The sequence below is a fragment of the Burkholderia cepacia genome, from assembly GCF_001718835.1.
Classification (GTDB): domain Bacteria; phylum Pseudomonadota; class Gammaproteobacteria; order Burkholderiales; family Burkholderiaceae; genus Burkholderia; species Burkholderia cepacia_F.
In genome coordinates this window covers 755521-779138 of the sequence record NZ_CP013444.1, presented here as the reverse complement: position 1 = coordinate 779138, position 23618 = coordinate 755521, and the positions used below count along the sequence as shown (strand labels likewise).

The 23618-nt window shown below is 65.7% G+C and carries 20 protein-coding genes; 6 read left to right on the top strand and 14 right to left on the bottom strand.

What is annotated here, in order from left to right; genetic code table 11:
• Nucleotides 1-95: 95 nt before the first annotated feature.
• Nucleotides 96-1529: an aldehyde dehydrogenase family protein gene (locus WT26_RS23830; protein WP_069274090.1), complete on the bottom strand. Its 1434-nt coding sequence runs from the start codon at nucleotides 1527-1529 to the stop codon at nucleotides 96-98.
• 29 nt (nucleotides 1530-1558) lie between these two features.
• Nucleotides 1559-3199 carry an acetolactate synthase large subunit gene (locus tag WT26_RS23825; protein ID WP_059665687.1) on the bottom strand — a complete coding sequence of 547 codons (1641 nt, stop codon included), beginning with the start codon at nucleotides 3197-3199 and terminating at the stop codon, nucleotides 1559-1561.
• Between the two features lie 412 nt (nucleotides 3200-3611).
• Here WT26_RS23825 and WT26_RS23820 point away from each other — a divergent pair, with 412 nt between their 5' ends.
• Both WT26_RS23820 and WT26_RS23815 read left to right on the top strand, forming a co-directional pair.
• Entirely contained in the window at nucleotides 3612-3929 is a 318-nt protein-coding gene (locus WT26_RS23820; RefSeq protein WP_069274089.1) for a type II toxin-antitoxin system RelE/ParE family toxin, read from the top strand.
• A 3-nt stretch (nucleotides 3930-3932) separates the two neighbouring features.
• Complete coding sequence (locus tag WT26_RS23815; RefSeq protein ID WP_021157290.1) at nucleotides 3933-4232, top strand: addiction module antidote protein; 300 nt, start codon at nucleotides 3933-3935, stop codon at nucleotides 4230-4232.
• 48 nt (nucleotides 4233-4280) lie between these two features.
• Here the strand turns inward: WT26_RS23815 and WT26_RS23810 are convergent, their stop codons facing one another.
• The 5 genes from WT26_RS23810 to andAc form a co-directional block, all read right to left on the bottom strand.
• Nucleotides 4281-5567 (bottom strand): DUF445 domain-containing protein, encoded by a 1287-nt coding sequence (locus WT26_RS23810; protein ID WP_069274088.1) that lies wholly within the window; start codon nucleotides 5565-5567, stop codon nucleotides 4281-4283.
• A gap of 89 nt (nucleotides 5568-5656) precedes the next feature.
• The gene (gene andAa, locus WT26_RS23805) at nucleotides 5657-6877 is read right to left on the bottom strand and encodes an anthranilate 1,2-dioxygenase system ferredoxin--NAD(+) reductase (protein WP_069274087.1); all 1221 of its coding nucleotides are present in this window, start codon (nucleotides 6875-6877) and stop codon (nucleotides 5657-5659) included.
• Nucleotides 6867-7193: an anthranilate 1,2-dioxygenase ferredoxin subunit AndAb gene (andAb, locus tag WT26_RS23800; RefSeq protein WP_006479527.1), complete on the bottom strand. Its 327-nt coding sequence runs from the start codon at nucleotides 7191-7193 to the stop codon at nucleotides 6867-6869. The genes andAa and andAb overlap by 11 nt, the downstream gene beginning before the upstream one ends.
• Nucleotides 7194-7212: 19 nt before the next feature.
• Nucleotides 7213-7698: an anthranilate 1,2-dioxygenase small subunit AndAd gene (andAd, locus tag WT26_RS23795; protein ID WP_059521536.1), complete on the bottom strand. Its 486-nt coding sequence runs from the start codon at nucleotides 7696-7698 to the stop codon at nucleotides 7213-7215.
• Nucleotides 7699-7715: 17 nt separating this feature from the next.
• Nucleotides 7716-8987, bottom strand: coding sequence for an anthranilate 1,2-dioxygenase large subunit AndAc (andAc, locus tag WT26_RS23790; RefSeq protein WP_059521940.1), 1272 nt, complete (start codon nucleotides 8985-8987; stop codon nucleotides 7716-7718).
• A gap of 211 nt (nucleotides 8988-9198) precedes the next feature.
• Here andAc and andR point away from each other — a divergent pair, with 211 nt between their 5' ends.
• Nucleotides 9199-10158, top strand: coding sequence for an anthranilate 1,2-dioxygenase regulatory protein AndR (gene andR / locus WT26_RS23785; RefSeq protein WP_069275124.1), 960 nt, complete (start codon nucleotides 9199-9201; stop codon nucleotides 10156-10158).
• Between the two features lie 76 nt (nucleotides 10159-10234).
• Here the strand turns inward: andR and WT26_RS23780 are convergent, their stop codons facing one another.
• On the bottom strand, nucleotides 10235-11125 hold the full coding sequence (locus WT26_RS23780; RefSeq protein WP_069274086.1) for a LysR family transcriptional regulator: 891 nt from the start codon (nucleotides 11123-11125) through the stop codon (nucleotides 10235-10237).
• A 91-nt stretch (nucleotides 11126-11216) separates the two neighbouring features.
• Between WT26_RS23780 and WT26_RS23775 the strand changes: the two genes are divergently transcribed.
• The 3 genes from WT26_RS23775 to catC are packed head-to-tail and all read left to right on the top strand — an operon-like array spanning nucleotide 11217 to nucleotide 13614.
• Nucleotides 11217-12350, top strand: coding sequence for a muconate/chloromuconate family cycloisomerase (locus WT26_RS23775; protein ID WP_059521539.1), 1134 nt, complete (start codon nucleotides 11217-11219; stop codon nucleotides 12348-12350).
• 32 nt (nucleotides 12351-12382) lie between these two features.
• Complete coding sequence (catA, locus tag WT26_RS23770) at nucleotides 12383-13285, top strand: catechol 1,2-dioxygenase (protein WP_069274085.1); 903 nt, start codon at nucleotides 12383-12385, stop codon at nucleotides 13283-13285.
• A gap of 38 nt (nucleotides 13286-13323) precedes the next feature.
• Nucleotides 13324-13614 carry a muconolactone Delta-isomerase gene (gene catC / locus WT26_RS23765; RefSeq protein ID WP_069274084.1) on the top strand — a complete coding sequence of 97 codons (291 nt, stop codon included), beginning with the start codon at nucleotides 13324-13326 and terminating at the stop codon, nucleotides 13612-13614.
• Nucleotides 13615-13777: 163 nt separating this feature from the next.
• On the opposite strand, the gene tssJ is transcribed toward catC, so the two are convergent.
• Genes tssJ through WT26_RS23735 form a run of 6 tightly spaced genes read right to left on the bottom strand, consistent with a single transcriptional unit; the run spans nucleotide 13778 to nucleotide 23615 of the window.
• On the bottom strand, nucleotides 13778-14308 hold the full coding sequence (gene tssJ / locus WT26_RS23760) for a type VI secretion system lipoprotein TssJ (RefSeq protein WP_196222191.1): 531 nt from the start codon (nucleotides 14306-14308) through the stop codon (nucleotides 13778-13780).
• A 13-nt stretch (nucleotides 14309-14321) separates the two neighbouring features.
• Nucleotides 14322-15461 carry a type VI secretion system baseplate subunit TssG gene (tssG, locus tag WT26_RS23755; protein WP_196222190.1) on the bottom strand — a complete coding sequence of 380 codons (1140 nt, stop codon included), beginning with the start codon at nucleotides 15459-15461 and terminating at the stop codon, nucleotides 14322-14324.
• Nucleotides 15425-17239: a type VI secretion system baseplate subunit TssF gene (tssF, locus tag WT26_RS23750; RefSeq protein WP_069270998.1), complete on the bottom strand. Its 1815-nt coding sequence runs from the start codon at nucleotides 17237-17239 to the stop codon at nucleotides 15425-15427. Before tssF ends, tssG begins: the two co-directional genes overlap by 37 nt.
• A 9-nt stretch (nucleotides 17240-17248) precedes the next feature.
• Nucleotides 17249-18829: a type VI secretion system protein TssA gene (gene tssA / locus WT26_RS23745; RefSeq protein ID WP_069270997.1), complete on the bottom strand. Its 1581-nt coding sequence runs from the start codon at nucleotides 18827-18829 to the stop codon at nucleotides 17249-17251.
• Between the two features lie 8 nt (nucleotides 18830-18837).
• A complete protein-coding gene (locus tag WT26_RS23740) occupies nucleotides 18838-22335 on the bottom strand; it encodes an ImcF-related family protein (RefSeq protein ID WP_069270996.1) in 3498 nt (1165 codons plus the stop codon).
• A complete protein-coding gene (locus tag WT26_RS23735; protein ID WP_069270995.1) occupies nucleotides 22332-23615 on the bottom strand; it encodes a hypothetical protein in 1284 nt (427 codons plus the stop codon). The genes WT26_RS23740 and WT26_RS23735 overlap by 4 nt, the downstream gene beginning before the upstream one ends.
• Between the last annotated feature and the right edge of the window lie 3 nt (nucleotides 23616-23618).

The following is a 23618-nucleotide window of genomic DNA, read 5'->3' as shown; positions in this document are numbered from 1 at the left end:
TCGCGCGATTACATCACGATGCCGTGCGTGCGGTCGAGACCGTTCAGCGGATGGGCGGCGCATTCGCGCGCCGCCCGATTTCCCCCCGCCCCGCGTTACCGGCGCCGCACGACCATCAGCCGCGGCTCGGTCATATCCTCGATCGCGTAGCGGATCCCTTCGCGGCCGAGGCCCGAGTCCTTCACGCCGCCGTACGGCATGTTGTCGACGCGGAACGACGGTACGTCGTTGATCACGACGCCGCCGATCTCCAGCTCGTCCCACGCGCGCTGCGCATGCGTGAGCGAATCGGTGAACACGCCGGCCTGCAGCCCGAAGTCGCTGTCGTTCACGCGGGCGAGCGCATCGTCGAACCGGTCGAACTTCTCGAGGATCGCAACGGGGCCGAACGCCTCCTTCCGGTACAGGTCCTGCTCGTGCCCGACGTTTTCCAGCAGCGTCGCTTCGAACATCGCGCCGTCGACCTTGCCGCCCGCGACGATCTTCGCGCCCGCCGCGACGGCCGCGTCCATCCATCCCGACAGCCGGCGCGATTCGGATTCGGAAATCATCGGCCCGACGAACGTCGACGGATCCTTCGGATCGCCCATCTTCAGCGAACGCGTCTTCGCGATCAGCTTCTCGCGCAGCGCGTCGTACAGATCGGCATGGACGAGGATCCGCTGCACGCCGATGCAGCTCTGGCCCGACTGGTAGTACGCGCCGAACGCGAGGCGCTCGACCACGTAGTCGAGCCGGTCGAGCTGATCCGCATCGACGATCGCGGCCGCGTTGCCGCCGAGCTCCAGCACGACTTTCTTCTTGCCGGCCTTCTCCTTCAGCGCCCAGCCGACGGCCGGCGAGCCTGTAAACGACAACAGCTTGAAACGCTCGTCGGTCGTGAACAGGTCGGCGCCGTCCCGATGCGCGGGCAGCACCGAGAATGCGCCCTTCGGCAGGTCGGTTTCGGCGAGTACCTCGCCGATGATCAGCGCGCCGACCGGCGTGCGGCTCGCGGGCTTCAGCACGAACGGACAGCCGGCCGCGAGCGCCGGCGCAACCTTGTGCGCGGCGAGATTCAGCGGGAAGTTGAACGGCGAGATGAACGAGCACGGGCCGACCGGCACGCGCTTCGTGTAGCCCGTATAGCCCTGCGCACGCGCGGAGATCTCGAGGTTGATGATCTCGCCGTCGATGCGCACCGACTCCTCGGACGCCACGCGGAACGTGTCGATCAGCCGCGTCACTTCGCCCTTCGAATCGTTGATCGGCTTGCCGGCCTCGATGCACAGCGCCTCGGCCAGCTCGTCGAAGCGCTCGCGAAAACGCGCGACGCAATGGTCGAGCACGGCCTGCCGCTTGTAGGCCGGCAGCTCGCGCATCGGCTTCGCGGCATCGACCGCGGCGCCGATCGCCGCGTCGATGGCCTTCGCGTCGGCCAGCGCGACGCGCGTCGCGACCTCGCCGCTGAACTTGTCCGTCACGTCCAGATCGGTGTTCGCGTAGACGGCTTCGTTGGCGAGGTAGTACGGATAGGTTTCCTTCAACATGGAACGACTCCTTCCTGTGGACGGGACATTCAGAGTTGCGCCGACAGGCGCTTGATCTCGCGGTTCAGCACGCGCTCGTTGTCCGAATAGTCGATCGGCACGTCGATCACGTGCACGCCCGGCGTCGAGAAACACTCGCGCAGCAGCGGCTCGAGATCGTCGGCCGATTCGACGCGGTGCCCGTGCGCGCCGTAGCTTTGCGCATACGACACGAAATCGGGGTTCTGCAGCGTCATCGCGAAATCGGGGAAATTCATGTTCTCCTGCTTCCAGCGGATCATCCCGAAGGCATCGTCGCGCAGGATCATCACGACGAGGTCGAGCTTCAGCCGCACGGCCGTCTCGAGCTCCTGCGAATTCATCATGAAGCCGCCGTCGCCGCACACGGCGATCACCTTGCGCTGCGGGTGCACGATCTTCGTCGCGATCGCCGACGGCAGGCCCGCGCCCATCGACGCGAGCGCGTTGTCGAGCAGCAGGGAATTCGGCTCGTGCGCGCGCCAGTAGCGCGCGAACCAGATCTTGTACATCCCGTTGTCGAGACAGACGATGCCGTCGACCGGCAGCGCGTTGTAAAGATCGTTGACGATCCGCACCGGGTACATCGGGAAGCGCGGATCGTGCTGGCCCTTCTCCAGATGGGCGTCGAAATGCGCCTTGATCATCGTGAAGCGCGAGAAATCCCAGTGCGGCTGCGGCGCGAGCGCCTCCTTCATCTGCCACACCGCGTTCGCGATGTCGCCGACCACCTCGATCTGCGGGAAGTAGACGGGATCGACCTGCGCGCCGAGGAAGTTCACGTGGATCACGGTCTTGTCGTCGGTACGCATGAAGAACGGCGGCTTCTCGATCACGTCGTGGCCGACGTTGATGATGCAGTCCGCATGCTCGATCGCGCGGTGCACGAAGTCGCCGTCGGACAGCGTCGCGTTGCCGAGCCACAGCGGGTGCGTTTCGTCGATCACGCCCTTGCCCATCTGCGTCGTGAAGAACGGGATGCCCGTCTTGTCGACGAATTCGAGCAGCATCTTGCAGGTGGTCTTGCGGTTGCCGCCCGCACCGATCATCAGCAGCGGATGGCGCGCGGCCTGGATCGCGTCGACCGCATGCGCAACCGCCTTTTCCTCGGCCACCGGCCGCCGGCTGTAGCTGCGCGGAATCGGCTTGCCGTCGCCCTCCTCGTGCGCGATGTCTTCCGGCAGCTCAAGGTGCGCGGCGCCCGGACGCTCCTCCTCCGCGCGGCGGAACGCCTCGCGCACGGCCGACGGGATGTTGCCGATCGACACGATCTGCCGCGTGAACTTCGTGAGCGGCTGCATCATGTCGACCACGTCGACGATCTGGAAGTGGCCCTGCTTGCTGGACTTGATCGGCTTCTGCCCGGTGATCATCAGCATCGGCATCCCGCCGAGCTGCGCATACGCGGCGGCCGTCACGAAATTCGTCGCGCCGGGCCCGAGCGTGGCGAGACACACGCCGGTACGGCCCGTCAGGCGGCCGTAGGTGGCGGCCATGAACCCGGCCGCCTGCTCGTGCCGGGTCAGCACGAGCTTGATCTTCGATCGCCGCAGCGATTCGAGCAGATCGAGGTTTTCTTCGCCGGGAATGCCGAACACGTACTCGACGCCTTCGGCTTCCAGCGCCTTCACGAACAGATCCGATGCTTTCATGGGGGACTCTCGGTTGATGCCGCCTGCCCGGCCTACGGACACGCAGCGTTCAGAACGCGCGCCGGCCTACGGCACGCGGACGCTTTACCTACCAGACACTGACCACACTGCACTTGCCCGCCGCGCAGCGCGCGGCGGCGTCTCCGGAAACCGGAGGACGAACGGATCCGCCGCCGCGCAACCCATGCGCGCCGGCGGCAAAGACGTGATTGATTGTAGACGGATTCGGACATTCCCGACTTCCGTCACCGCCCCGTCCGATCGCCGCGGAGGGATCGTCCCAACGGCCAATCGGACCGGTAAACAACGCAGACGGCTCTATAGTCAGACGTCGCGCCGCCCTCCGAGCGACGGAAAAGGGGCGCGGCGACCCGTTGACATTCTGTGAACCGTGGTTGACACATCTCGATCGATGCCCTACAGTCCTCCTGTATTCACCATCCGAACCACCGAGTTCTTCGACGCCTGGTTCGACGCGCTGCAGGATCGCGTCGCGAAGCGACGCATCCAGGCACGCATCGACCGCCTGTCGATGGGCAATCCGGGCGACTGGAAATCCGCAGGCTCGCCGGTCGTCGAAATGCGGATCGACCACGGCCCAGGTTATCGCGTCTACTACGTGCGGCGCGGAACGATCTGGGTCATCCTGCTCTGCGGCGGCGATAAATCGACGCAACAGGCCGACATACGCGCCGCGCACGCGATGCTCGCGCACCTCGACATGGAGTAATCGATGGACAAGATCAGCACCCGGCCGTGGGATTCGGCCGACCATCTGAAGACCGAAGACGACATGGCCGACTACTTCGAAGCGTGCCTGCAGGAAGCCGGCGACGATCCGGCCTTCATCGCGCACGCGCTCGGCGTGATCGCACGCGCACGCGGCATGTCTCAGGTCGCGCGCGACGCGGGCCTGTCGCGCGAAGGGCTGTACAAGGCGCTGTCGCACGACGGCAACCCCAGCTTCGGCACCATCCTGAAGGTCATCAAGGCGCTCGGCCTGCAACTGCACGGCGCGAAAGCGCACGCGTGATACGCGGGCGCGCGCCATTGCGCCGTCTGCGCGATGGCCGTGGCCGCATCAATGCAGCCAGCCGGCCGCCCAGCGCGGCACCAGCGACACCAGGTACAGCCCGAGCCCGATCAGCCCGCCGACCAGCGTGCCGTTGATGCGGATGTATTGCAAATCCTTGCCGATGTTCAGCTCGATCTGCCGCGACATCTCGCGCGCATCCCAGTTGCGCACCGTGTCGCGGATATGGCGCATCAGGAAATCCGCGAAATCCGGCGCCATCTCGTGCACCGCCTTCTCGACATGTTCGTTCAGCGACGCGCGCAATGCCGGGCTCTCCGCCAGCCGCGCGCCGAGCCAGCCGCCGAGCGTCGCGGCCTGCCGGTGCAGCACCGAATCGGGGCGCGCGAGATCGGCCTTCAGCCACGCGCGCAACTGATCCCACAGGTCGCGCGCATATTCGTTGAACGCGGCGCCGTCGCGGACATAACGCTTGATCTCCTCGCCCTTCGCGATGAACGCGGGATCGTGCTTCAGGCGCTCGACCAGCTTGTCGACCGTCGCGTCGAAGCGCTGCCGCAGTTCGTGCTCGGGGTCCGCGGCGACCTGTTCGAGCACGCGGTTCACCGCGTTCGCGATCAACTCGGCGCCGTTCTCGCCGAACCACTGCGTGGGCATGATCTTCTCGACCTTCGGATACTGCGTCTTCAGCCATTCGACGATGAAGCCCGCGATCACCTCGCGGTTTTCCGGCTGGTCGAGCAGGTTCGTCACCTGCCCGATCGCGTCGTCGAGCAGCGCCTGGTGGCGGCCGTCCTTCGTCAGCGTGTCGAGGATCGCGCCGGCCGATTGCGACAGGTCGACCCGGTCGATCACCGCTCGAAACGCGTCGTGGACGAACGACTGGATCCGCGCGTCGTCGGTCATGTCGAGCGCGAAACTCATCAGCTTCGTCACATAACCGCCGAGCGCATCGGTGTTTGCCGGCTCGCCGAGCCACGCGCCGAGTTTCTGCGCGGGATCGTGCTGGCGGATCTGCGCGGCGAGCGCATCGGGGCCGAGGAACTTCTCGCGTACGAATACCGCGAGGTTGTCGGCGATCTTGTCCTTGTTCTTCGGGATGATCTCGGTATGACGCGACACGAACGGGATCGGTACACGGCGGAACAGCGCGACGACCGCGAACCAGTCGGCAAGCGCGCCGACCATCGCGGCTTCGGCCACGGCCTTGACGCCGTCGACCCACGGGCCGCGCGGCAGCAGGATCGTCGTGACGAACACCGCGACGGCGGCCAGCAGCAGCCATAGCGCGCGGCGCTTGCTGCGTTTCAGTTCGAGGGCTTTGTCTGGCGTCATGGCGGCAGGCGAATCGGCGATGCCGCTAATATCCCCGATTTCGCACCGGCCGACAAACGCGACATGCCCGCGCCGCCCCCTCCCCGCCGTCAGAGAAACGCCTTCAGGTTCACTGCCGGATCGGCCAGCCGCTCCGGATCGGGCACGGCGTCCGCCGCGATCAGCCGGCGCGATGCGCCGATGTCGCGCCCCTGGTTCGCCGCGGCCACCGCGACGATCCTGCCGTCGTCACGCAGCCCGAACACCGTGAACGAACCGTTCGCCGGATCGCCGCGCACGACGATCGTGCGTTCGTTGCCGAACAGGCCGAGCATCTGCAGGTTGCAGTCGTACTGATCGGACCACAACCACGGCAGCTCGGCATAGGTTTCGTCGGCACCGAGCAGGTTCGCCGCCGCGACGGCCGGCTGGTTTTCGGCCACCTGCCACGATTCGATCCGCACGTGACGCCCGAGCAACGGATTGAAGTGCATCGTCACCTCGCCGGCCGAGAAGATCGCGGGATCGGCCGTGCGGCAGCCCGCGTCGACGCGTATCCCGTTGTCGACCTCGAGCCCCGCTGCCTGCGCGAGCTCGACATTCGGCACCACCCCGATACCGACGACCACGATATCGGCCGTCACGTCCCCGCCATCCGTCTCGACCACCGCGCCGCCCGCCGCGCCGCGCCGGATCGCGCGCGGCAGCGCCGACAGCCGGAATTCGACGCCGCGCCCGTCGTGCAGGCGCCGCGCGAACGCGCCGACGACTTCCGGCAACGCGCGCTGCAGCAGGCGCGGCGCCGGATCGATCACCGTCACCTCGCAGCCGAGCTGGCGCGCCGCCGCCGCGACCTCGAGGCCGATGAAACCGCCTCCGAGCACCGCGACGTGCCTGCCGGGCGCGAGCGCCGCGCGCAGCGCCCGCGCATCGGCGACCGTGCGCACGTAATGCAGCGGCACGCCCGCGTCCACCGGCCCGCCGAACGTGCGCACCCGCGAGCCCGTCGCCAGCACGAGCCGCGCATAAGGCAGCGTCGTGCCGTCGTCGAGCCGCACACGCAGCGCATCGCGCTCGATCGCCTCGACGCGCGTGCCGAGCCGCAGCTCGATGCGCTGCGCGTCGTACCACGCGGCATCGCGCACGAACGCACGCTGCTCGCCGCCCTCGCTCAGCAGCGCATCCTTCGACAATGCGGGCCGGTCGTACGGCAGCTCGCGTTCCGCACCGATCATCACGATGCGCGCCGCGGCGTCGCGCTCGCGCAGCGCTTCGGCCGTGCGCCGCGCCGCGTGGCCGGCGCCGACGATCACGAAAGGATCAGCCGACATTGACTTCCACCTGCCCGTCGACGATCCGGATCGGATAGGTCCGCACCGGCTCCGTGATCGGCGCGCATTTCGGCGCACCGGTGCGGATGTCGATCAGCCCCTGGTGCAGCGGGCATTCGACGCAGCCGTCCTCCACATAACCCTCGGACAGCCGCGCGTGGCCGTGCGTACAGAGATCGTGCATCGCGAACAGTTCGTCGCCGATCCGGAACACGGCGATCGGCTTCTGGCCGGCGACGCGCGCCGCCGGTTCGTCTTCGGAGAATTCGTCGAAAGCGCCGAGCGGATGCCACTCGGCGAGCGTTGCTTCGGTCATGTCGTTCCTCACATTCCGCTCAGATCGGGGTCGCGAGCAGCGTCTGCACGCGCGACGTGTCGTAGATCACCCGCTTGGTCTTGTAGCGCAGCCCGTCCGGCGTGCGCACGACCGTGTCGTAGTACTTGCCGGCCTGGTACACGTTCGACTCGCCGTTGCTGCGCGTCTGCACGACGACGTAGTTGCTCTCGGTGTCGATCTCGCCGTCACGTTCCGCAACGATCGTCAGGCCCGACGTCATGTGCCGGTACGTATGCTCCTCGTAGATGTTCGCGTGCCGCAGCGACACCACGCGGTCGCGCAGCATCCGCTGGTTCGTGCAGTGGACGATCCCGACCGGCAGCCCGAGGTCGGCGTTCTCCTTCGGCACGATTTCGTACGTGCAGTCCTCGGTAAACATCGTCGGCCATGCCTCGAGCCGGTTGTTGTCGAGGTGCCCGATATAGCGGTTCTGGAGCATGTAAATCTCGAACCACGTCTTCATGTCTTCCGTCAGGTTTTCCATCGTTCCGCGCTCCCGCTTCAATAGCCCATCAGCTTCTGGTAGCCGACCCAGAACTTGCGGATCAGGCTTTCGGTGATCACCGTGTCCTGCTGGTCCGGATTGCCGCGCGACATCTCGATCACCGACGTCGCGTCGCCGTCGCGCACCGTGCCGCGCTGCACGAGCTCGGTCGCCTCCGTGTCCTCCATCGAGATATAGCCGGCCGGCCCGACGAGGTTCGCCTGCTTGATGCGCAGCGCGCGCAGCTCGGGCGTATCGTCCGCGTAGCCGAAGAAATGGAAGATCAGCTCGAAGTTGTCGGGGCCCTTCGGCAGGATCTGGCGTGCGACCAGCGTGTTGTGGATCTGCTGGATCACGAGCTGCGGGAAGATCGGCTGGATATGGTTCGTGCAGTCCTCGTCGTATTCCGACACGAGATCGAGAATCGATTCGTCTTCCAGATGGAAGCCTTCGTCGAACGAGCGAATGTTCTGCTGCTTGTACGCGGCCGACGTGTCGTCGCCCGTCTTCGTCACCGTGATGATGCTGTGCAGCCCGTGATTCGCATCCGGAATCGAGCGCGCCTTCATCCCGACGCGGAAGATGTTGAAGGTCGTATGGAACAGGTGCAGCATGCTCGCGTGATACGGGTCCTTCACGTTCTCCATGTACAGCTTCCAGTTCGACTTCGAATACTGGCGCGTGCAGCCGAGATACTCGATCGGCTTGTGGAAGATCCGGTCGATCCACGGGCGCATCTGCTCGCCGAGATAGTCGGGCAGCGGCATCACGTCGTCGCTGAAGGTGGCGAACACCAGCCCGCGATAGCTGTCGACGCGCAGCTTGCGCAGCCCGTGCTGCTTCGGGTCGAAGTCGGCCGGCATCCCGGACATCCCCTTCTGGCCGCGCCGGAACGGCACGCCGAGCAGGTTGCCCGCGTTGTCGAAGCTCCACTGGTGATACACGCACGTGTGCGAGCTCGCGTTGCCGCGCGACTTGCGGCACACCTGCGCGCCACGGTGCGCGCAGCGGTTCACCCACGCGGAAAGCGCGCCGTCCTCCGTGCGCGTGACGACCACCGGCGTATCGCCGACGAACGTGCTCTTGAAGTCGCCGGCCTTCGGGATTTCCGCTTCCAGCGCGACGAAGTTCCACGTCGGGCCGCGGAAGATGCGTTCCTGCTCGCGATCGTAGACCGCGCGCGAGCTGAACACCTTGTACGGCACGCGCGAGCCGTCTTCGTGCGGAAAGCTCACGTCGGACGCGTCGTCGCGCGCGGCGAATACGACGGGCGATTCTGTCTGCTCCATGTCGGACTCCTTGTCGATCCGTTTCGTTGAATGCATGGAGCCGATTTTTGAAAAGCTAATATTCCCCGTCTATCCGGAAAGTGCGATTGCGGCGGCGCAATATCCACTTTCGGCGGATTTCTGCGCTAGCATGACGGCACGCGTGACGCCGGCACGCGATCCCGCCCCATTCGTCGGATCGAAGCACGCGTCCAAAACCAGACTGATGCCCATGTCCCCAACGTCGTTCGAGCCGCTCGCGCTGCGCGCGCACCGGCTGTTCGAATCCCGCGATCTCGACGAGACGCGCGAGCGCATCTCGCGCGTGATGCAGCCGCATGCGCTGCTGCCGAACGGCCGCACGCACGGCGCGTCGCACATGGATTTCGTCAGGCTCGGCGGGCTCGGGATCGGCACGATCGCATTCGGCGACGCGATGCGCGTGCAGGTCGACGCGGTCGACGGCTACTACCTGCTGATGTTCTGCCTGTCCGGTCAGGCCGAGGTGCGCGCGATGGGGCGGCAGCTCGGCGTCGACGGCCAGACCGGCGTGCTGTGCGCGCCCGGCGAGCGCTTCGACGCGGTGCTGTCGGCCGATTGCGAGCAGTTCGTGCTGCGCATCGATGCGGCCACGGTCGGCTCGCTGACGGGCGACCCGCGCGCGACGCTCGATCCCGTACTGCATGTCAGCGACGCCGCGCTCGCCGCGTGGCGCCAGCAACTGATGCTCGTCGCACGCTCGCCCGAGCTGCTCGAGCGCGCGAACGCGAACCCGCGCGTCGCGTCGCAGCTCGAGCACCTGCTGATCGACCTGCTGATCGAAGGCCACCCGCCGTCGGTCATTCCCCCGTCGCGCCACGACCCCGTGCCCGGCTTCGTGCGGCGCGCGCAGGAGTTCGTGAACGCGCACTACGCGCAGCCGCTGCAACTCGCCGATATCGTCGGCGCGGCCGGCGTGCCGGAGCGCACGCTGCGTGATGCGTTCATCCAGTTTCGCGGGATGAGTCCGATGCAGTACCTGCGCCACGCACGGCTCGAGCATGCGCGTGACCTGCTGCGCGCGGCGGGCAGCGAGCAGCGGATCGCCGACGTCGCGCTCGATTGCGGGTTTACCCACCTCGGACGGTTCGCGATCGCCTATCGGGAAAAATTCGGCGAGTCGCCGTCGGAAACGCTCGACGTGAAGCGCTGAGGCGGCGTCCGTGGCTGCGCCTGCGCAGGGCTCCGAAATCGACCGTTAGTTGCGGTATACGGCGCAACAGCGGTCGTCAGCCCGCCGGCGCGATCATCGCGCGGGCGATCGCGCAGAACGCGGCCGTGGCGGCGCTTTCGCCGTGCAGCCGGCGGCTCATGATGATCGGCGACGTCGCGCCCGGCTCCGGCAACCGCCGGTAGACCACGCCCTTCACGCGCACGCCCTCCACGCTCTCCGGCACCAGCGACACGCCGACCTGCGCGGCCACGAGCCCGAGCGCCGTCTGCAGCTCGCGCACCTCGTGCACGGCCGCCGGCACCAGCGCGCCGTCGCGCAGCGCGGACAGCTGCTGATCTGCGAAGCTCGGCCGCGGCGTGCTCGGATAGACGATCAGCGTCTCGCTCGCGACGTCGGCCAGCACGAGCGGCCGATGCGGATCGGCGAGCGGATGCCCGACCGGCAGCGCCGCGATCAGCTTTTCCTCGATCAGCGCCTCGCGCACCAGCTGGTCGTCGTCGAACCGCAGCCGGCCGAACCCGACGTCGATCCGCCCGCCCTTCAGCGCACCGAGCTGTTCGAGCGTGAACATTTCGATCAGCGACAGCTCGACGCCCGGATGCGCCTCGCGAAACGCACGGATCACGTCCGGCAGCGCGCCGTACAGCGTCGACGGCACGAAGCCGATCACGATCCGATCCGACAGCTGCGCGAGCCGCCGCGTCAGCGGGCCGAGCTCGTCGGCCTGGTCGACGAGGCGCTTCGCCTGCGCGTAGAACACGCGTCCGGCATCCGTCAGCTTCAGCGGCCGCGCGCCGCGCTCGAACAGCGGCAGCCCGATCTCATCCTCGATCGCCTGGAGCTGGCGGCTCAGCGGCGGCTGCGTCATGTGCAAGCGCTCGGCCGCCCGCGTGATGTTCATTTCCTCGGCGACGGCGATGAAGTAGCGGAGCTGACGCAATTCCATTGCATGCCTCAAAGGTATGGAAGTAGTCGGAAAGAGTGTTGGACGGCGCGGGGCGGGAATTCCTACCATGTGCACCAACAGGAGGAATCGCATGATAGCAACTGCCGCCACCATCGAACGCATCGAGACGCTGCTGGTCGACGTGCCGACGATCAGGCCCCACAAATTGTCGGTCGCCACGATGAATTGCCAGACCCTCGTGCTGGTTCGTGTTCGATGCACGGACGGTATCGAAGGCGTCGGCGAGGCGACGACCATCGGCGGCCTCGCTTACGGCGAGGAGAGCCCCGAAAGCATCAAGATCAACATCGACACCTACTTCGCGCCGCTGCTGCAGGGCATGGACGCGACACGCCCGGGCGCCGCGATCGCGCGCGCGCGCAAGCTGTTCCAGGGCAACCGCTTCGCGAAGTGCGCGATCGAGACCGCGCTGTTCGACGCGCAGGCGCGCCGCCTCGGCGTGCCGCTGTCGGAACTGTTCGGCGGCCGCCGGACCGATGCGGTGGACGTCGCATGGACGCTCGCGAGCGGCGACACGCAGCGCGACATCGCGGAAGCCGAAGCGATGCTCGACGCGCGACGCCACCGCGCGTTCAAGCTGAAGATCGGCTCGAACGCGGTCGCCAGCGACGTCGCGCACGTCGTCGCGATCAAGCGCGCGCTCGGCGAGCGCGGCGACGTGCGTGTCGACGTGAACCAGGCATGGAGCGAAACCGACGCGATCTGGGCCGGCGCACGGCTCGCGGAAGCGGGCGTGAGCCTCGTCGAGCAGCCGATCGCCGCGACCAACCGCGCGGGGCTGAAGCGCCTCACGCAGCTCGCGCAGGTGCCGATCATGGCCGACGAGGCGCTGCACGGCCCCGTCGATGCGTTCGCGCTCGCGCAGGATCGCGCGGCCGACGTGTTCGCGGTGAAGATCGCGCAATCGGGCGGCCTGCAGGGCGCGGCGAGCGTCGCGTCGATCGCGGCGGCGGCCGGCATCGAACTGTACGGCGGCACGATGCTCGAGGGTGCGGCCGGCACGATGGCGTCCGCGCAGCTGTTCAGCACGTTCGACTCGCTGAAATGGGGCACCGAGCTGTTCGGCCCGCTGCTGCTCACCGAGGAAATCCTCGTCGAGCCGCTGCGCTACGCGGATTTCAAGCTGCACCTGCCGGCGACGCCCGGCCTCGGCATCACCTTCGACTGGGCCCGCATCGAACGCATGAAGCGCGACGCCCGCTGATCCCCACACGACAACCGAAACCGGAGACACACATGGACAAGCAAGCCATCGACGCCCTGCTGAAGACGTTCGACGACGCCGCGGAGAAGCCCGGCAACCCGCGCGTGCGCGCGATCGTCAACCGGATCATGAAGGACCTGTGCTACACGATCGAGGATTTCGACGTGCAGCCGAGCGAATTCTGGACCGCGCTCAACTACCTGAACGAAGCGGGCAAGGAGCTCGGCCTGATCGCCGCGGGCCTCGGCCTCGAGCGCTTCCTCGACGTGCGGATGGACGAAGCCGAAGCGAAGGCCGGCATCGAGGGCGGCACGCCGCGCACGATCGAAGGGCCGCTGTACGTTGCCGGCGCGCCGGAATCGGTCGGCCATGCGCGCCTCGACGACGGCACCGATCCGGGCCAGACGCTCGTGATGCGCGGCAAGGTGCTCGGCCACGACGGCGCGCCGATCGCGAACGCGCTCGTCGAGGTGTGGCATGCGAACCATCTCGGCAACTACTCGTACTTCGACCAGTCGCAGCCCGCGTTCAACCTGCGCCGTTCGATCCGCACCGACGCCGAAGGCCGCTACAGCTTCCGCAGCGTGGTGCCGGTCGGCTACAGCGTGCCGCCGGGCGGCAAGACCGAGCAACTGCTCGACCAGCTCGGCCGCCACGGCCATCGTCCGGCGCACATTCACTTCTTCGTTTCGGCGGACGGTTATCGTAAGCTGACGACGCAGATCAACATCGAGGGCGATCCGCACCTGTGGGACGACTTCGCATTCGCCACGCGCGACGGGCTGATCCCGGCCGTGAAGCAGGCCGAAGGCGCGGAAGGCAAGCCGTATGGCGTCGACGGGCAGTTCGCGCTGATCGACTTCGATTTCTCGCTGGTCAAGGATCGTTCGAACGTGCCCGAGAGTGAAGTCGAACGCGTGCGCGCGCAGGCCTGACGGGCGTCGCGGCAAAACGATAACGCAAGGAGCGTGTGATGCTGTTTCATGTGGAAATGACCGTCCGTCTGCCGACGGACATGGATCCGGTCAAGGCGGCCACGCTGAAGGCCGAAGAAAAGGCGATGTGCCAGCGGCTGATGAACGAAGGTGTCTGGCGTCATCTGTGGCGGATCGCCGGGCAGTATGCGAACGTCAGCATCTTCGACGTCGACAGCGTGCAGCAGCTGCATGACCTGCTGAGCCAGTTGCCGCTGTTCCCGTATATGAGCGTCGAGGTGCGCGCGCTGTGCCGGCATCCGTCTTCGGTGCGGGACGACGATCGGTGATGAGAAGCGGATGGATGCCGTCGGCGACCGACTGCATCCATCCGCTGTTGCAGACAGCGCGCGGTTACGATACCGAATCCTGGCTGTCGTATCGGAATTGGGCGCACTCCTGCATCTTATGAGCCGGATTAGCGCTACAACGGCCCGCAAGAATGCGTATGTGTCACCTTGATGCCTTCCTCTGCGCATCGTCATCGGCAAGCCGAAGCTGATCGGCCAATTCAACTTTCAACGGCTTGCTCGGGTCCAGTTTCTTCTTTCCGATTACATATTTCCAGCCATCTCCGTTGCCAGGGTTACGGTAAAACGCAACGATCGCGATGTACATCGTGTCGGCCTGCATCGGTTGCGAGAGGCTTGCGGACGCGCCCGGATTCAATACCGTCGACATGTTCGCCTGCTGATCCTGCGCAAGCACCGTCTTGTCGTTCTTCAGCAGGTCTTCGTATGAGGCGCCATCGAACATCTTTCGATCCTTCAATTGGTAGACCCGCACGGCAACCGACGTCGCCCGGCCGGATTCATCGGGATTCAGCGCGGCGCGTGCCGTGAAATCGACATTCAGCACCTTCACCTGCTTGAAGAACACGGCGCGATAGGCGCTCGCCGACGCATCCGAGACGGATTGCCACGCGCCGCAGGCAGACAGCAGCACGACGGCTGCGATGGTTGAAACGGCAAAACGGATGGTCATGAAAGTTTCCTGGTCAGGCATGTTGGGTCAGGTGCGGATTGGGTCCAGGGGAAGGAAATGCCTGATAGACCCCAAGCGCGATATTGATCAGACGCGCTTCATCGGCAGGCAGCACGGTCGTCCAGCCGAGGCGTGGCGCCGAGCCGTGATGCGTCGGACCGATTGCCGGCAATGGCGCAAGTCGCGACGACACTTCCATCCGCAGATGCACATCTGCCTTGACGCCGACATAAAGCTGCATGAAGGCCATCAGCTCGCGATGCAGCGATGCGCCCGGCAGCAGTGCCTGAGCCTGTTGCGCATCGGCAGGCTGCAGCGTCACACGAACCGCGCGGCCGCGATACGCCATTCGCTTGCCGAGCACGTAGCCGCGACCCAGCCCCTTGCGCTCGCCATTCACTTGCGTCTGCGCGATGCGATCCACCGCCGTGAGCGGCTGCGGCCGCCCCGTCGACGTCACGACGGGCCAGAACTCGTCAACGCGAACGCCGACACGCGGAACCGCCAGCGCAATCACGCCTGCCAACCCTTCCGGGGTACGGGTTCGCTGAATCAACAGCCCCAGCAGCGCCAGCATCCGCGAATCGGGTAAGCCGGCTCGCTTCGGCTTGTCGCCCCAACCGAACCCGACCAGCGACAGCAGGTTGCGCGAATGCGCGTCGCTGCCGCCCGGTCGAAAGCTCTCCGGATAGCGGTACTTTTTCCATGCGCGGTACAGCAGCGTGACGAATCGATGATTGAACTGGTCGAGAAATGCCTCGACGACCTCGTGCCCCTCTTCGCGCAGCGCGATCTCGTCGACCATGTGCGACGGTACCGCTGCGTCGACGCCATACAGCCCCATGAACGTCGTGCGCAGGGTCGGTCGAGCATCGAGGCCGAATGCGTCAGACCCGTCATCGAACTCGACCGACGCGACTTCGCCAGCCGGAAAACCCATGCGCGGCCTCGGTCGGAAACGCACCGGCTCATGCTCGACCGCATCCTGCATGCCGAAAACCGGCCGATCCGACACGCGCAGTTCGAGCAGTCTGCACAATTGCATGAAGCTCATGCGCGGCGCGCGCGCCAGCAGCGACGCAACCAGCGGATCGAGATTGGGCAATTCGACCGATCTCATAGCGGGGCCCGCTGCGCCTTGCTGCGCGGCCATTCGATCCGGGCCTGCGTCGGCAGGCTGATGATCGCGAGCTTCGTGAACAGGTTGATATCGGCATACAGCGCGAAGAACCGGTGCAACAGCTCGCCGAACAGCATGACGTCGCCGTCGCCCGCGAACGCATGACTGTCGAGCGTGACTTCGATCAGCGCGCCGCGCTCGACCGAGCCGCCCGACACCTCCTCGATCAGCTCCTGCGATACCCAGAGAATTCCGGCAAGACGCCGGCGATTCAGTTCGTCGTTCGTCCAATCGTAGAGTGCGAGTGCGCCGCGCAGCACCTCTGCATCCATCATCGACAGGAAGTTCGGCGCCAGGTGCGACAACACACGCCACTGGAACCGGTCTCCCGTGGGCGGATACAGCGGCAACGTCGGCGGCACGAGATTGCGCACGCCGGCGACGTTCTGCGTGCTGACCGAAATTTCATCGAGGCTCGCCTCCCGCAGCCCCTTGCGCGGCAGCATGCCGTTCGTGCCCGTGACACGCAGCGACAGGCTTTCCTCGGGCAGCGTGTCCATGCTTTCCCACGCATGACCACCGAGAATCACCCACGTTTCGTGCAGCCCGGTCACGCCCGGTCGCACACGCGTGTGGAAATAGCGCTCCGGCGCCTCGTGCCGCAGCATGCCGCCGCGGTGCCTGAACGTCGCGAACGGAACGTACTCGTACCGCTCGGCGGTGTCGTGGTCGAACGTCGCGATCGCGTCGACCGAATAGGTTTCGACATGCTCGCCCTGATGGCCGGCCGGCACCACGCGATACTCGGTTTCGTGATGGTCGATCTCGATCGGTTCGGCATCGAGTTCGAACAGGTTGATCACGGGACTGCAGAACAGCCGCACGTTCTCCGCGCTGAAGCGCTGGTCGGACGGCCACGCATGTTTCAGCACGATCTCCAGTTCGAAACGGGTCGATTTTTCGGGCAGTTTCGCGATGTCCAAGCCGCACAGATCGACGAACAGGAATTTCTCGCGGAACGTGAAGTACTCGAGCAATAGCTGATACCCGGAGAAAGCCGCATCGGCCTTCGGCCACAACCGTTCTTCGGTCGAGAAGCCGGCGGGCTCTATCGTGATGCCGGCGAGCGGCACCGCTTCGCCGTCGCGGACTTCCGGAATGCGCCAGTGGATTGCATCGATCTGCCGTGTGAGCGCGAGGTGCATCGCGAACGCGGTCGGCAAATCCGCGCTCAGGTGCAGGCGCAGCCGCGACAGATCCGTTTCCGTGCGCAGCGCAGATCCTTCGACCGCGAAGCCGATCCGGATCACCGAACGGCCGTCGTGGCGCACGGCCGGTCCGGCGTGCGTGATCACGACCGGCTGCAACGCGACGGCTTGCGTGGTTCGATACATGCACTGGACCGCTCGCGGTGTCGTGCGTTCCGCCCCCTCCGGGGATGGCACGTTGATCGGCGCCGAGCGTACGGGCACGCCGGCCGGCACTATTTCGGTTTTCTGCAATTTTTCCGCGGGCGGAATCAGCTCGACGATCGACAACGACGGGATCATTCGCAGATAGTGCGGCCACAGAAGGCTCACGAACCCCTCGGTAAGTTCCGGCAGTTCATCGTCGAGCTTCTGGCGAAGCCGGCCGGTCAGGAACGCGAAGCCTTCGAATAGCCGCTCGACATAGGGATCGCGATCACCGACGCGGTCGAGGTTGAGCAGGCGTGCACGGTCAGGATGCGCTTTCGCGAATTCCTTGCCGGACTCGCGCAGGTAGCGCATTTCCGCTTCGTAATAGCGCAGGATGGGATCGTTGTTGTCCATTGAATACCGTTATGAAAGAGTCAGCGCGCGGGCAGGATCGAGCACGGTCAGTTCCGCCTGCAATTCAACGATGCGGCGTGCGAGCGCCGGCTTGTCCGCGTCCTTGCGGTTGCTCGTCGCCTTCAACGCCCGGACCAGCTGCTGCTTGACCTCGAAGACCAGCGCCGGCTCCCAGCGCATCAGCGGCAGCGATCGGGACGACGCGTCGAGTTCCGCAAGCAGCGCGAGCGCCGTATCGGGCCGGCCGGAATGATCGGCGAGGCGCGCCATCACGAGCCGTTGCAGGTAGCGATGGCGATCGGTCCTCATGCCGGGAAGCGCTTCAAGCCACGCGAAAGCAGCCTCGACACCTTCGCGCGCAGCCAGCTCGCGCGCCTGCGCCTCGATTTCCGGCCAGTCGCCGGCGGCATCGCCCTCGCTATCGGCCGACACCGGCAGCGGCGCAACGGTCTCGCCCGCTTCGAGGTCACGCACGACGGCATGCCGCGCGATCCATTCGAGCGTTGTATCGTCGGCGAACGGCGTGCCGTCGTTGAACGCCAACCGCTCGATGCCCGGCAACCGTTCGAGGAACAGCGCGAAATCCGCCCGCAGCAACGCACGCCAAGTGCTGTACGGCGCGCCGACGTGATCGAGCGCGACGTGCTGGAAGTACTGCAAGTCGAACCAAAGGTGATTCACGCCCTCCATGAACGCGCCTTCGACACGTTCGAGCAACTCGTGCCACTGCTTCTGCAACACAAGCCGCTTCATCTGCTGGCGCAGCTCGCTCCGCGGCGGCACGAGACGCGTCCGGGCCGCGACATCCGCCGGCGGAACCTCGTGCAGCGTGTCCCAGCGGACACTGCGCACGAGTCGAACCGAGGGCAGATAGCCGCTTTCCTGATCGCGTAACCAAATCGCCATCCTGCGCGCCTGATCCAGCAGGTCGCGCGTCGACGCGATTGCGTCCGACGAAGCGTGAGACGTCGCAGTCAACGACGTCACCGGCTCATGGGTCGTGTTCCGTGCAGATTCATCGTTGCGCGCGAACCGGGCAACGAGTGGCTGGAGGTTCGGGCGCGCGGCTTCGGGCCAGGTAGCCATGTCGGCCGACAACACATCGAGCGCGGCGAGCGCCCGCTCGAGATCGGCCGGCGCGAACGCGCCGCGGCTGTCGAGCAGATCGAGCATGCGCGTCGTCGCCAGCATCTCGAGCGCGCCCTTCTTCGCCTCGGCGCGCGCGGGCAGCACTGCCGCACCGAATCGGTCGACGAGCGCGGCTGCCAATTCGAGTGCGTCCGCGAAGCCGGCCGGCCCATCCTGCCTCAGCCGGGCGAACGCGTAGTAGCCGGCCAGTCGCAGGTCCTTTCCGGTTTCCTTGATCAGTTGCTCGCAAGAGCGGACGATCAGCCCGTCGTCAATGCCGGAGAGCTTTTGCGTTTCATCCCGCAGTTCGAAGAACGCGTCCTCGTAGCCGGGGTCGCGACCGACGCCGGAGTCGCCCGCGAGTGGTTGCAGCCACGCATCCCACGCGTCGAGCCGCGCTTTTTTGAGGGAATCGTCGCGATTCCCGCCGACGAGTGTTTTGACAAAATTGGCAAGCGTCATGGGAGACCTCAATGAAGGCCCGGCGGTAACGGCACCGCGGCATGTCGTGCAGCCGCGATCGCCGACGGCGGCAGCGGCGGCGGATTGATGGCCGAGAGATTGGGACCGCCCGTTGCCGCCCCCGTCACGAATACCCGCTTCGGCAATGAAAAATTGCGCAACTGGAGCACGTCGAGGGGCCCGGCGCCCGCTTCGCTGCGTAATTGCACCTTGAGCGGAATCCCCTGACTCGTGTCCGGCGTCCAGGTCAGCAGATAGCGCGCGTTATCCTGCTGCGACACCTTCGCACGCTCCAGCAGCCGGATCAGGCCGAACCGGCCCTGTGAATCGAGTGCCGTGCGCAAGCCGCCCTGCTCGGTCTGCCATTCGATATGCGACAGGTTTTCGAGCGACTGGCCTGGCCACTCGAACGGCACCCACTCCTGCTTCTGGTTGAAATAGTGCAGTTCGCGTCCGGACAGCACGAACTTCATGTCGGTGACGCCCGGCGTCTGCACGGCCTGCAACTCGTAACGCACGCGTGCGTCGCCGGCCGGGAACAGCACGGTTGCGATGCGCGTGAGCTTGTTCAGTCCGGACAGGAACGCCGGATCGATCGTCAGCGCGCCATGGTTCGCGCCCTGCGCGACGACCCAGCGGTCGCCTTGCCGTTCGACGACACCGGCGAGCTGGGTCGCCACGAATTGCGTGATCACGCCATTGTCCGGCCGCATGAAGCGCGCCATTTCGGGCAGCGATGCGTCGTTGTCGGAGTCCGCAAACGGATAGCGGCCGCCGAACGTCTTGTTCCAGTCGGCCGCGATTGCGGTGCTCCAGATTTCGTTCAGGCTCGACGCAGCCGGTCGCACGACAACCTGCCAGGCCTGATCGAACGGTGCGCGAAACAGCTCGCCGAAACCCGACCATTGCTCGCCGAGGCTCGCGGCCAGGCGGCTCGCATAGTCACGGCTGTCGGCAATGTCGGACGTCTTGCCCTGCAGAACTGTCTGTGCGGCCAGCCGCGCCATCGCGTCCGGATCAGCGTGCGAGACGATCTGCGACGCCTTGAGACGCATCGCCGTGACCCTCTCGAGGTAGCGGGCGAGACTCAGGTCGCCCGTTGCGGCCAACTGTACGGCCGCCTTGCCGGCGGCGGGCGTGACTGAAACCAGATCGCTGCCGGTCAAGCGCAGGATCGGCCCGAATGCCGCTGCCAGCGGCGCGAACTGAGGTTGGACCTGCTTCGACGGATCTTTCTCGTCGGCGCCGACGAGTTGTTGAGCCTTGCTGATCAGGGTGTCCGACAAAGATTGCGCGTTCGCGCCCGCTCCGGCCTGGTAAATGATCGCGTTCATCAACGCGACGAGCGGCGAGCGTTGCGCGTCGCCCAGCAGCGTCAACTGATCGGCCGTCGCGGACAGCGTCGGCGCCTGTTGCCAGCGCAGGCTATTGAGGAACTGCGCCCAGGCGCGTGCGTAATCGTCGAAGTAGCGCTGGCGGAGTTCGGCTTTCAGCGTCGGCGGAGCCTGCTTGCCGGTTTTCGCGTCCGAGAGCACCCAATCGCCTGCCGTGTCGTGCTGCCCGCTCGCGTCGTCGATCGCCTTCGAAATCCGCTCATCCCACGCCGCGCGCGTAAACACGCCGGGAACGGTCGCTGTCGTATTGAACAGCCCCCGGCTGGTCGTATCGCCTAGTAGCGTGGCGAGCGACACTGGCGGATACTTCGGCGTCGCGTCGTCGAGGATTTGCTGGTAAACCGCGTCGGTCGAGTTCTGAATGCCACGTACACCGATGACCGTCTGGCGCGTTGAAGCGACGAGTCCGAGATCCGGAGTAATGGCGGGCAACTTGCTTTGGCCCAGGTGATTGGCGAAGAATGCGATCGTCCGCCGGCGGAGGTCATCCCAAGCGCCCGGCGACAATGACGAGTCGGTCGGACGTGCGGGCGCGGCCGTCGCCACGAGCTCCGGCGTCAGGAAGGCGGCCATGGCGCGCTCGGGCTTCGCCAGCATCATGTAGGCCTTGAGCGTGTCGTAGGCGGCCTGTACCTGGGTATTGCCGCCGCTGGCGATCTCGGCGTCCGACAATGACGCGAGTTGATGCAGCCGTTGTTCGAGCTTCTCGCGGATTGGCGTAACGAGGATGCGGTTCACGGCCAGTGTGTAGCTCGGCCATAGCGCGTCGAGCAGCGCACCGTCGCGGTTCAGGCCGAAACGTGACGTCAAGGGGGCACCGTCGCGCCGGTGGACTTCCAGCGTATCGATCTGCCGTCCGAGGCCGTCGAGCGCTTGCATCGCTTGCGTGCGGTTCTGCACGGCGGACAGTGTCGCGACCGTGTGGGCCGCGCTTTCGATCGTTTCGCGGTTCACGAATCCGGACAGCATCGTGCCGGCCATCCAGCAGCCGATCAGGGCGGTGGTTGCCCAGGCGGCCGTGTTCGACAGTGAGAAGCCGACGCGGCGACCGTCAACCTTGCGGCTGTGCTCGGCGACGGTTTGCCAGATCGTTCGGTGCAGAGGCGCGAGAGGCGGTTCGTCGTCGCTCGTCTCGCCGGACGACGGAGGCGCCAGCTCCCGCGCCTTGAACAACGGAGCAAACAGGAGGCCGTGGACTGCGTGCCGCCAAACGCGAGAGTGGGTGGTTTGCAGCACGAGATCCGAAAGCGCGCCGCGGAGATTCGCAATGTGCTGCGACAGTTCAGCGGGATAGCGGTCATGCGCATTGCTGGCGAGGCGCACGACGCCTGCTTCGGCAAGGTTTCCGGAAAGCGCTTGCAGCGACTTGTCGATGTCGTCTGCGTTCACCGGCGCGGTCGACCACGTGAAACCGATCGCTTCGTCCGCATCCGGTGATTCGCCCCCGAAATCCGTGACGTTGAGCAGATAGGCGGGCGCGGCCCAGCGCAGCGCGCGCGCGTGGCGGGCGAGCCGCTGAGCAAGTTCGTCGGCGTCGAACGACCCGCCTGCAGTGCGGCGGTTGCGCGTCACGGCTACGATCGCGTCGATCGGGCGACCGCGACGCAGGCGGCGAATCTGATCAAGCCACTCGGTATCGAGCGCGTCGGACATTTGCCTTGCAGACAGCAAAACCACGTCACCGGTGATCGCATAACCGGTTTCGACGATGCCTGGCGCCAGTCGCCTGACGAGAGGCTCGTCGCCGGCGATCAACACCCAGCGCTCGCGATAGCGCCACAACCAGCCATTGCGCTCGATCAATGCGCGCTCGAGCTTCTCCGCTCGGTCCCGCGCGTCGCCAACTTGTTTGCCGCTCGAAGCGGAAAATGCGCTGTGGCCGCGGTCACGCAGCCATTGTTGAACCGCGCGCCACGCAACGGCCGCTCGCGACGAATCACTGTAGCTGAAGACGAGCAGCAGAATCACGAATACCACGCACAGCGCGGCTATAGCCGGTCCACGCTCCGATGCAGACAGGCCAACCCATTGAGGCTGCGTCCAGATGAGCATCCCGGGTAGAGCGACAACGAGAATGGATCCGAGAAGGTCGATTTTGAATTTCCGGTTCATGCCAATGCGCGTCTGTTCATTGATTCGCTATCGATAGTCGTCGTCACGGCGACGAACGTACGGTCTTCGAGACGTTGCGCTATAAGCTGCGGTGTCGACGACTGTTGGGTCTGGTGCGACGCACAGGCTGCTGCGAGCCAACCGGATGAAGAGCCTGCGTGCCCTGCTGTTCGGTCCAGGTTGAATTCCGGTATCGCGTCGTCGCGTTTCCTGCCTTGGTCCACATGGCTTAGTGATGCGTGCAGAGGCCCGACTGAATCCCCATCAAATCCGCTTATCCAGAGTGCCCCCACGTCACCGAGATCAACGCCTCCCCAGCGAAGCGCATAAGTCAGGGCATGCTCCAGATTCCCGTCAGCCGACTTCAACGGCCTATGCAACGCCGCGATGGCTTGCAACTCGAATCGTGATGCGACCGCGCCTGAAGTGAGCAACAATCCGACACCGGCCTCCGACATGCCGTCCACGGGCGGCTCGTCGATCACATTGCTCAGCGTCACGGATACGAAAAGCAACGCACGCCGGCTGAGTGACCCATTCTCATCATCCAGCCATGCGTCGATCGTCATCAGATCGAGCGCTATCGGCGCCCGGCTGGCATCGGCCGCCCGGAATTCGCGACTCTTCCATTTCGTGCGCCAGAGCTCGACCGCATCGGCCTCTCCGGCGTAGCCTGATATATCGAGCAGCACACGCAGTGGCAGTTCCACCGGAAGTGCCGCAATCGATTCGCTCAGGTCGGCCAGCAAGCGGTCGTACAGCCATTCGAGAACGATTGCCTGACGTTCGGGGTCATCCGCAGCCAGACCCGCCTCGATTGGCTGAAACCATCGCGCGGTGGTCGTTTGGTTCTCCTCGTGATCGGATGCTTTTGCATCCAGCACCAACGCCCCGTCGACGATCTCGTCAACCTCGTTTTCCACGTCGCTTGCGGTTACGCGAATGGTGGCCCCCAGAATGAGTACCGGGACACTTTCCCTGGCGAACGCGAGTTCCGCGCATTGCTTGCACGCGGCATTCCAGGCCTGCGCATTGAGACGCCGCCCCTCGTACATGCTGTAGGGCCGTGACACGACGAACGCCGCGAACCCTGCCGGATAGAGCGTGACGCTGATCCAGAACCACGGCGTACGTGTCGATTCCCCGGCGGGCCAAAGCAGCAGCACTGCAAACACGCCGAGCAAGGTCAGAACCAGGAAAACCACGGTCCACAGGAAGCGTGACGGCGGCTTGTCCGGAACCGGCTTTTCAGGCGGCAGCTTCGAGAAATCCAGCGCCATGGC